Consider the following 9,707-nt stretch of genomic DNA (forward strand, 5'->3'; position numbering starts at 1 on the left):
AGATTCAAGAAACAAGGGTTGGGAGTAGAGACATGAGTGGGCACAAGGCCGCGTGGTCGTTCACACGTCGTGCACTGATCGCAGGTGCATTCGCCGCAAGCGCAATGACGCTGATGCCGGCACAGGCGCAGGACGCCTATCCGAGCAAGATGATCCGCCTGCTGGTGCCGTTCCCGGCCGGCAGCGCGACCGATGTGGAAGCGCGCTTCCTCGCCGAGAAGGTCGGCGCCGTGCTCGGCCAGAAAATTCTGGTCGACAACAAGCCGGGCGCCAACGCCAATATCGGCGCCGCCGAAGTCGCGCGCGCGGCGGGTGATGGCTACACGCTGTATCTCGCCACCAACTCGACCCATTCGGCCAATGTGCATCTCTACAACAAGATGCCATTCGATCCCGTCGCCGACTTCACGCCGATCGCGCGGCTGACGCGCAACCCGCTGGTGATGGTGGTCAACAAGGATTTTCCCGCAAAGGACCTCAAGGAGTTCATCGCTTACGGCAAGGCCAATCCCGGCAAGCTGAGCTACGGCTCGGGCAATACCGGCAGCATGGCCGCCGCACAGCTGGTGCGCTCGCTCGCCAGCATCGACGCCGTGCGCATCTCCTATCCCGGCACGCCGCAGGCCATCACCGATCTGCTCGGTGGCCGTATCGAATTCGTCATCACCGACGTCGCGGTGACGCGCGAATTCATCAACAATGGCAGCCTGCGCGCGCTGGGCGTGACCACCGTGCAGAAGGTCGCGTCCCTGCCGAACGTTGCGCCGATGGCCGAAGTCGGTCTGCCCGGCTACGACTTCGCCGCCTGGAGCGGCCTGTTCGGCCCGAAGGGCGTGCCGGCCGACGTGGTCGAGAAGCTCAACAAGGCGTTCCTGCAGGTGATGGCGACGGATGAGGCGAAGAAGTTCTTCGCCGATATCGGCCTTGAGCCCGATGTCTCGTCGCCCCAGGGCCTCGCTGACCACGTCACCAAGCAAACGGAGCTGTGGGGCAAGATCATCAAGGAGTCCGGCCTTGAAAAAATCTGATCCCGTCAGCGCTGTATTCGAGCAATTGCCGACGCTTCTGGAGCGCGACACCGCGCTGATCCATCGCGGCCGCTTTCTCGATGTCGATTGCCTGCTCGGCTCGACCGAACAGGCTTATCACGTCGCCATCCGGGCCGGCCGTATCGTCGATCTCGTGCCGGCGCCGGTGTTGATGCGTTCGTCCACGTTCATCTATCGCGCTACGCCCGAGGCGTGGACGGCGTTCTGGCAGCCAATGCCGAAGGCCGGCTGGCATGATCTGCTGTCGCTCACCAAGCGCGGCGCGGCCACGCTCGAAGGCGACATCAAGCCGTTCATGACCCATCTGCAATATTTCAAGGATCTGCTTGCCCTGCCGCGCAGCGCCGGAGGTGCAGCATGAGTGCTTACATCGAGCCGATGATCGGCCGTTACGTGCATGTCGAGATCGACGGCACCATGCACCGCATCTATTTCGAGGAAGCCGGCCAGGGCATTCCGCTGGTCTGCCTGCACACCGCCGGCTCCGACAATCGCCAGTGGCGCTACATGTTGGCCGATGAGGAGTTCACCAAAAACTTCCGCATCATCGCTTTCGATCTGCCCTGGCATGGCAAGTCGAATCCGCCCGCCAATTGGGACGGGTCGGAATATCAGCTGACGACCAAGCGCTACACCGAAACGATCCGCGCTTTTTGTAACGCGCTTGATCTCGACAAGCCCGTCGTGATGGGCTGCTCGATCGGTGGCCGCATCGTGCTCAATCTCGCCATCGATCATGCCAGCGAATTCCGTGCGCTGATCGGTCTCGAAGCCGCCGACTTCCAGGCGCCGTGGTACGACACCGCATGGCTGAACCGCCCCGACGTGCATGGCGGCGAAGTCTGCGCCGCACTGGTCTCCGGCCTCGTCGCGCCGCAGTCGCCGGCCGAAGCGCGCATGGAAACGCTGTGGGCCTACAAGCAGGGCGGCCCCGGCGTGTTCAAGGGTGACCTCTATTTCTATCGCGTCGATGGCGACCTGCGTGGCCGCACGAGCGCGATCGATACCACGACCTGTCCACTCTATCTGCTCACCGGCGAATACGATTTCTCGTGCTCGCCCGAGGACACCGTGCGCACGGCGTCTGGCATCACGGGGGCAGAAGTCACGGTCATGGAAGCTCTCGGTCATTTTCCCATGAGCGAGAATCCTGCGCAGTTCCGGCGTTACATCGCGCCGGTGCTTGAGACGATCAAACAAAAACATAGTTCCTGAGGAGGGGCATCCGATGAAATCAATGAAGAGCGCATTCTATTTATCCGCAGCCCTCGTGCTGTCGGCCCCTGCCGCAAGCGCAGCCGACACCATCAAGATCGGCGTGCTCAACGACCAGTCCGGCGTGTTCGCCGACAATGGCGGCACGGGCTCCGTCGCGGCCGCCAAGCTCGCGGCTGAAGAGTTCGGCGGCGAGATCAACGGCATGAAGATCGAGATCGTCACCGCCGATCACCAGAACAAGCCGGATGTCGCAGCCGCCACCGCGCGCCGCTGGTTCGACAATGAGAAGGTGGATATGGTCGCCGACGGTGCAGCCTCGTCGGCCGGTTTCGCCATCCTCGAAGTCGCCAAGCAGAAGAACAAGATTTTCACCATCAGCGGACCGGGCTCGTCGGATTTCACCGGCAAGGCCTGCTCGCCGATCTCCTTCCACTTCAACTACGACACCTATGCGCTGTCGAAGCTGACCTCGGAAGCCATCACCAAGGCCGGCGGCAATACCTGGTACTTCATCTCCGCCGACTATGCTTTCGGCCACGCGCTGCAGCGTGACGCCACCAAATTCATCGAGGGCGCCGGCGGCAAGGTGATCGGCTCGTCCGCGCATCCGCTCGGCACCGCCGACATGGCGTCATTCCTGCTGCAGGCGCAGGGCTCCAAGGCCAAGGTCGTCGGCCTCGCCACCTCGGGCGCCGATGTGCAGACCGCCATCAAGCAGGCCGGCGAATTCGGCATTGTCGAGAGCGGCCAGCAGCTCGCCGGTCTTCTCGTTTTCATCACCGACGTCAATGCGCTCGGCCTCAAGGCGACGCAAGGTCTGCAGGTGACGACATCGTTCTATTGGGATCTCAACGAGCAGACCCGCGCCTGGGCCAAGCGCTATTTCGCGCTGACCAACAACAAGGTTCCGAGCATGGTCCAGGCCGGCGTCTATAGCGGCGTGCATCACTATCTTGCGGCGGTGAAGGCGGCGGGCACCAAGGACACGGACGCCGTTGCCAGGAAGATGCACGAGCTGAAGGTCAACGACGCCTACAACAAGGACGTCACCGTGCGTCCGGACGGCCGCGTGCTGCACACCATGTATCTGGTGCAGGTGAAGAAGCCCGAGGAATCGAAGTACAAGTTCGATTATTACAAGGTCATCACCACCTCACCGGGCGAGCAGGCGTTCCGCCCGATGAGCGAAGGCAATTGCCCGCTGGTCAAGGGCTGATCCAACCAACTCCTGCGGACGCGGCTTGGCCGCGTCCGCCCTCACGAACCCGATTTTTGGAATGAAAAGGAACGCGGCATGACGACTGCCATTGGATTCATCGGTCTGGGTGTGATGGGCGAGCCGATGTGCCGCAATCTGGCGAAGAAGTCGGGCTTGCCCGTCTATGGTTTCGACCGCGCCGATGCGCCGCTCGAACGCCTTGCCGAAGTCGGCGTCAAGCGCGCTGCGACGCTGGCCGAACTCGCCAAACTCTGCGACGTGATCTTCATGGCATTGCCGAGCGGCAAGCATGTCGCCGCGGTGTGCGAAGGAGAAGACGGTCTGCTCGCTCATGCCGATGCGCGCCACACCATCGTCGATCTCGGCACCTCGCCGGTGGAAGCCAGCCGCGAGCTCGCCAAGAAATTCGCCGCCAGGGGCGCGCAATATGCCGACGCCCCGATCGCGCGCACGCGTCAGGCGGCGGAAGACGGCACGCTCAGCGTCATGGTCGGCGCCTCTGCCGCCAACTACGCGAAGCTGCAGCCGCTGATCGCCACCTTCGCGTCCGACATCACCCATTGCGGCGATATCGGCGCCGGGCAGGTGGTCAAGATCCTCAACAATATGGTGCTGATGGAAACCGTGGTCGCGCTCAGCGAAGCGCTGGAAACGGCAAAGCGCGCGGGCCTTGATCCCAAGGTGGTCTTCGAGACCCTGGCCAAAGGCTCGGCCGATAGCTTCGCGCTGCGCAATCACGGCATGAAGGCGATGTTGCCCGGTAATTTCCCCGAACGCGCCTTCTCCACTGAATATGCCCGCAAGGACATCTCCTATGCGCTCGATCTGGCGAAGTCGGTGAACATCCAGTTGCAGGGGGCGGAACTCGCCGACAAGGTCCTCGGTCAGGCGATTGACGCCGGTGATGGCGATCTCTACTGGCCGGTGATCGCCCGCGTCCTTGAGAAATCCCGCACCTGATCGGATCACGATGAACAAGCCTGCTATGAAACCCAAGGCCGATCTTCCCGCCCGCGAAGGCGGCGAGGGCGTCGCCGCTGTCGAGCGGGCATTGTCCATCGTCGCCGCGCTGGAACATGCCGACAAGCCGATGACGCTGGCCGAACTGGCCGTGCGCACCGGTTTCTACAAGAGCACGATCCTGCGTCTGCTCTCCTCATTGATCCCGACCGGCTATGTGACGCGCCTGCCGGACGGGACCTATGACCTCGGCCCCACCGCATTCCGTCTCGGCGTTGCCTTCACCCGCAAGAATGCGCTCGGCCATTACGTGGTGCCGGCGTTGCAGGAGCTGGTCGATCGCGGCACCGAAAGCGCGTCATTCCATGTGCGGCAGGACACCGACAACCGCGTCTGCCTCTACCGCGTCAATTCGCGCCACGCCACGCTGGATCGCGTCGAGGCCGGTCACAGTTACGCGTTGCTGCGCGGCGCTGCCGGCCACATCATCCTCGCTTACGATGCCGCGAAAGGCGATCGCTATGATGCCATCCGCACGCATGGTAACGACGTCTCGCTCGGCGAGCGTGATCCGAGCTGCGCGGCGGTGGCGGCGCCGGTGTTCGGCCCGCGTGGTATGCTGGTCGGCGTGATTTCGCTGTCCGGCCCGCGCGAACGCTTTGGCGCAGCGGAGATCGCGCAGATGAAAAGCGTGCTCGGCCCGATCGCGCAAAAGCTCTCCATCAATCTCGGCGGCGAGTGGCCGGAATTTCAATCTTGAGAAAGACGGTCTGATCGATGGCCACGTCCTCATCCATGCCCGACGTTCTCGTCATCGGCGGCGGCAATGCGGCTCTGTGCTCGGCGCTGATGGCGCGCGAGGCCGGTGCGTCGGTGCTCTTGCTGGAATCCGCACCGAAGGAATGGCGCGGCGGCAATTCCATGCATGTCCGCAATCTGCGCTGCATGCATGACGAGCCGCAGGACGTGCTGGTCGAGGCCTATCCGGAAGAGGAATTCTGGCAGGATCTGCTGAAGGTCACCGGCGGCATCACCAATGAGCCGCTGGCGCGCATGGTGATCCGGCATTCCTCGCGTTGCCGGCCATGGATGCGCAAGCATGGCGTCCACTTCCAGCCCCCATTGTCCGGCGCGCTGCACGTCGCCCGCACCAATGCCTTCTTCATGGGCGGCGGCAAGGCGCTGGTGAATGCCTATTACCGATCAGCCGAAGAGCTTGGCGTCGAGATCCGCTACGATACGCCGGTCAAGAGCCTCGAACTGAAAGACGGCGAGTTCGTCGCTGCCATCACCGAGTCTGGCGAGCGTATCACCGCCAAAAGCTGCGTGCTCGGCTGCGGTGGCTTCGAGTCCAATCTGGAATGGCAGCGCGAAGCCTGGGGCCAGAACGAGCGCGGTGAATGGACCGCTGAAAACTTCCTGATCCGCGGCACCCGCTTCAATCAAGGCGTCCTGCTCAAATTCATGATCGATGCCGGCGCTGACACCATCGGCGATCCCACCCAGGCCCATTGCGTCGCCATCGACGCCCGCGCGCCGCTCTATGACGGCGGCATCTGCACGCGCATCGATTGCGTCTCGCTCGGCGTCGTCGTCAATCGCGAAGCCAAGCGCTTCTATGACGAGGGCGAGGACTTCTGGCCGAAGCGTTATGCGATCTGGGGCCGTCTGGTTGCCCAGCAGCCGGGCCAGACCGCCTGGTCGATCATCGACCAGAAAGCCATCGGCCGCTTCATGCCGCCGGTGTTCGACGGCACCAAGGCAAATACGCTGGAAGAACTCGCGGTGAAGATCGGCGTCGATCCCGCCACCTTCATGGAAACGCTGAACGCCTATAATGCGGCGTGCCAGCCCGGCACCTTCGATCACACCGCGCTCGATGATTGCCGCACCGATGGTGTCGTGCCTGCGAAGACACATTGGGCACGCGTGATCGACACGCCGCCCTTCACCGCCTATCCGCTCGCACCCGGCATCACCTTCACCTATCTCGGCATGAAGACCGACGAGACCGCCGCTTGTCGCTTCGGCAATGTCGTCAGCAGCAACCTGTTTGCCGCCGGCGAAATGGTCGCCGGCAATGTGCTCGGCAAGGGCTACACCGCCGGCGTCGGCATGAGCATCGGCACGGCCTTCGGCCGCATCGCCGGCGTCAATGCGGCCGCCAGCACCGGGCATCACCACCCGACATTCGAAGAGGAATTCGCCTATGCCGCCGGTCGCTGAATTGGCTCCGCCGAAAGACGGCGCCTGCAATGGCGGCGTCAATCTCGCCGAGGCGATGACCGCCGGCGAGGCCGAGATCGCGCGCGTCATGCAGATCTGCAACGCGTGCCGTTACTGCGAAGGTTTTTGCGCCGTGTTTCCGGCAATGACGCGCCGGCTCGAATTCAACGCGGCGGATACGCATTATCTCGCCAATCTCTGCCATAATTGCGGCTCGTGCCTCTATGCCTGCCAATATGCACCGCCCCATGAATTCGCGGTCAATGTCCCGCAGGCCATGGCCAAGGTGCGCGTGCGCACCTATCAGGACTATGCCTGGCCGCGCGCGTTCGGAAAGCTCTATGAGCGCGCCGGGCTCACCGTCGCCTTCGCTTTGTCCGGCGGTCTTGCGCTGTTCATGATTCTCGCCATCGCGATGAATGGCCGTCTCATTCATGAGCCTCTGAAGGGCAATTTCTACGCGATCTTCCCGCACAATTTCATGGCGCTGCTGTTCGGCGCGGTGTTCGGCTTCGCCATCCTCGCGCTCGCCATCGGCGTCGTGAAGTTCTGGCGCGAGGTCTCGCCGACGAAGGATGGCAATGCTGCAGACATCAAGGCGGCCGCGCAAGCGCGCGTGCCCGCCGTGGCCGAAGCAGTCCACGATGTGGCGCGCATGAAATATCTCGGCGGTGGCCATGGGGAGGGCTGCAACGAGGGCGATGATGCCTTTACCCTGTGGCGCCGGCGCTTCCATCATTTCACGCTGTATGGCTTCCTGCTGTGCTTCGCCTCCACCTGCGTGGCGACGCTGTATCACTATATCTGGAAGCTGCAGGCGCCCTATGCCTACACCAGCGCGCCCGTCATTCTCGGTACGCTTGGCGGCATCGGCCTGATCATCGGCCCGGTCGGTCTGCTCTGGCTGAACTTCAAGCGCGACGCGCTGCGCAGCGACGCTTCGCAGAAGGCCATGGACCGCGGCTTCATCATGCTGCTGCTGCTGGTGTCCGTCACCGGCCTGCTGCTCTTGGTGCTGCGCGACACCCGCTTCATGGCGCTGTGGCTGGCGATCCATCTCGGCACCGTGATGGCGCTGTTTGTGACGCTGCCTTACGGCAAATTCGCCCACGGCATCTTCCGCTCCGCCGCGCTGCTCAAGTTCAACATCGAGAAGCGGATGCCGAACAGGCTGGGGCTCGGCGGGGAGTAGTTACTCGTCATTGCGAGCGTAGCGAAGCAATCCAGAAGGCAACAAGACTGGATTGCTTCGTCGCTACGCTCCTCGCAATGACGGCGGAGAATTCACGCAATTTTCGTGATCTCCAGTTCCTGTCCGGACATGGTCGCGACATCCCCCACGGCCTTGCCCATCAGCAGCTTCGCCACCGGCGCCACGAACGATATCGTCCCGGCCTTTGGATCGGCCTCATCCTCGCCCACGATGCGATAAGTCTGCACGCGTCCGTCATCGCGCTCGAATGTCACCGTGCTTCCGAAGGCCACCACATCCTGCGACGTCGGCGCATCGATCACCTGCGCCGTGCGCACGCGCTCCGTAAGATAGCGCGCATCGCGCAGCGGCAGCGCCTGCTGCCGTCGTTTCTCGTTCACGTCGTCGATCCCCGCTGCGGCCTCGATCGCTGCCTGCGCCTCGGCCAGCTGCCGCTCCAGCGCTTTCAGCCCGTCGGCCGTGACGAGGTTCGGATGCTCCGAAATCGGGCGATCGGGGAGCATGGTCTCCGATGCGGTTTCGGCGCTGTCTTCCTTGGTGAAGGCGACGCTCATATGCGCTCCTTGTCAAATGCGATGCGTAGGATGGGTTGAGCGCAGCGATAACCCATCACTGCATGCTCCGGCACGTTTGGTGATGGGTTTTCGCTGCGCTCAACCCATCCTACGAACAACAAAACGGCCCGGTGGCGTGCCACCGGGCCTGTTATCACAATGAATATCGGTGGCTTTTAGAAGGCCTTGTTGGCCTCCGGGCGGTGCTTGTTGGTCGGCACGAAGCCCGAGCGCTTGGCTTCACGCGCATTGCGCACCCAGACTTCGCGGTTCGGATGCATGCCGGCGCCGCGGGTGGCGGGCACGGCGCTGAGCCGGGCACGATGCAGCAGGCGCGTATCGGCCTCGCCGCAGCTCGGATGGATGCCGCCATTGTCGGCCACAACCTTCTCCCATGCCGCCTTGCGCTTGGCATAGACGGCCGGGTCCTGCAGCTGCGTGCAGTTGAGCTCGTTGACATTGAGGTCGGCCACGATCTCGTCGCCGTCCTCGATCAGGCCGATGGCGCCGCCGAGGGCGGCTTCCGGGCCGACATGGCCGATCACCAGACCCACCGAGCCGCCGGAGAAGCGCGCATCGGTCATGAGACCGACGACGATATTGCGCTCGCGGCACAGCGTGGTGATGCGCGAGGTCGGGTCGAGCATTTCCGGCATGCCGGGCGCGCCCACCGGGCCGTCGTAACGCACGATCACCATGTCGTGGTTCTGGAATTTCTCCGGATGCTGGTCGAGGGCCTGCAGCAGGCCACGTTCGCCTTCGAACACGCGCGCGGTGCCGCGGAAGCAGTTGTCCTCGAGCCCGCCTTCGACGCCGGCCAGCTTGAGAATGGCGGAGAATTCCGGCGACAGGTTGCCGCCGAGCACGCGCAGGCCGCCGGTCGGCTTGTAGGGCTTCTCGACCGTATAGACCACGCGGCCATCGGCCGGCTTGGTCTCCAGGCGCTTGATCTGCTCGGCCAGCGTTTCGCCGGTGCAGGTCAGCACGTCGCCATTGATCAGGCCGGCATCCATCAGTTCGCGCACGATCACCTGCACGCCGCCGACGGCATCGATGTCGACCATCGAATATTTGCCATAAGGCCGCGCGTCGGTGAGCACCGGCACGATGTGCTGCGACAGATAGTTGAACTCCGCCGGGGTCATGACTTCCTTCCAGAAGTCGGTGAAGCCCGCGGCGCGCGCGATTTCCGGCGCATGCAGCGTGACATTGGTCGAGCCGCCGATCGCCAGCGACACGATCATCGCATTGCGCAAGCTGTCACGGCT

10 protein-coding genes are annotated in these 9,707 nt (G+C 63.4%); 8 read left to right on the forward strand and 2 right to left on the reverse strand.

Annotated features, from left to right (window positions below; all coding sequences use genetic code 11):
* Window positions 1-32: 32 nt before the first annotated feature.
* The 8 genes from ACIQ2A_RS09465 to tcuB all read left to right on the forward strand — a co-directional run bounded on the left by ACIQ2A_RS09465 (window position 33) and on the right by tcuB (window position 7,864).
* The gene (locus ACIQ2A_RS09465; RefSeq protein ID WP_398478230.1) at window positions 33-1,028 is read left to right on the forward strand and encodes a Bug family tripartite tricarboxylate transporter substrate binding protein; all 996 of its coding nucleotides are present in this window, start codon (window positions 33-35) and stop codon (window positions 1,026-1,028) included.
* Window positions 1,015-1,410: a hypothetical protein gene (locus ACIQ2A_RS09470; RefSeq protein ID WP_398478232.1), complete on the forward strand. Its 396-nt coding sequence runs from the start codon at window positions 1,015-1,017 to the stop codon at window positions 1,408-1,410. Before ACIQ2A_RS09465 ends, ACIQ2A_RS09470 begins: the two co-directional genes overlap by 14 nt.
* Window positions 1,407-2,264 (forward strand): alpha/beta fold hydrolase, encoded by an 858-nt coding sequence (locus ACIQ2A_RS09475; protein WP_398478235.1) that lies wholly within the window; start codon window positions 1,407-1,409, stop codon window positions 2,262-2,264. Before ACIQ2A_RS09470 ends, ACIQ2A_RS09475 begins: the two co-directional genes overlap by 4 nt.
* A gap of 13 nt (window positions 2,265-2,277) precedes the next feature.
* Window positions 2,278-3,483 carry an ABC transporter substrate-binding protein gene (locus ACIQ2A_RS09480; RefSeq protein WP_398478237.1) on the forward strand — a complete coding sequence of 402 codons (1,206 nt, stop codon included), beginning with the start codon at window positions 2,278-2,280 and terminating at the stop codon, window positions 3,481-3,483.
* A 78-nt stretch (window positions 3,484-3,561) separates the two neighbouring features.
* Window positions 3,562-4,446, forward strand: coding sequence for an NAD(P)-dependent oxidoreductase (locus ACIQ2A_RS09485; RefSeq protein WP_398478239.1), 885 nt, complete (start codon window positions 3,562-3,564; stop codon window positions 4,444-4,446).
* Window positions 4,447-4,456: 10 nt separating this feature from the next.
* Window positions 4,457-5,206 carry an IclR family transcriptional regulator gene (locus ACIQ2A_RS09490; RefSeq protein WP_398478241.1) on the forward strand — a complete coding sequence of 250 codons (750 nt, stop codon included), beginning with the start codon at window positions 4,457-4,459 and terminating at the stop codon, window positions 5,204-5,206.
* Between the two features lie 35 nt (window positions 5,207-5,241).
* Window positions 5,242-6,672 (forward strand): FAD-dependent tricarballylate dehydrogenase TcuA, encoded by a 1,431-nt coding sequence (gene tcuA, locus ACIQ2A_RS09495; RefSeq protein ID WP_398478243.1) that lies wholly within the window; start codon window positions 5,242-5,244, stop codon window positions 6,670-6,672.
* Window positions 6,656-7,864 carry a tricarballylate utilization 4Fe-4S protein TcuB gene (gene tcuB / locus ACIQ2A_RS09500; protein WP_398478245.1) on the forward strand — a complete coding sequence of 403 codons (1,209 nt, stop codon included), beginning with the start codon at window positions 6,656-6,658 and terminating at the stop codon, window positions 7,862-7,864. The genes tcuA and tcuB overlap by 17 nt, the downstream gene beginning before the upstream one ends.
* A gap of 92 nt (window positions 7,865-7,956) precedes the next feature.
* On the opposite strand, the gene greA is transcribed toward tcuB, so the two are convergent.
* A complete protein-coding gene (gene greA, locus ACIQ2A_RS09505; RefSeq protein WP_398478247.1) occupies window positions 7,957-8,439 on the reverse strand; it encodes a transcription elongation factor GreA in 483 nt (160 codons plus the stop codon).
* Window positions 8,440-8,615: 176 nt separating this feature from the next.
* A partial coding sequence (locus ACIQ2A_RS09510; RefSeq protein WP_398478249.1) for a dihydroxy-acid dehydratase occupies window positions 8,616-9,707 on the reverse strand: 1,092 nt, incomplete at its 5' end.

The organism is Tardiphaga sp. (assembly GCF_044336785.1).
In the GTDB taxonomy this organism is placed as follows: Bacteria; Pseudomonadota; Alphaproteobacteria; order Rhizobiales; family Xanthobacteraceae; genus Tardiphaga.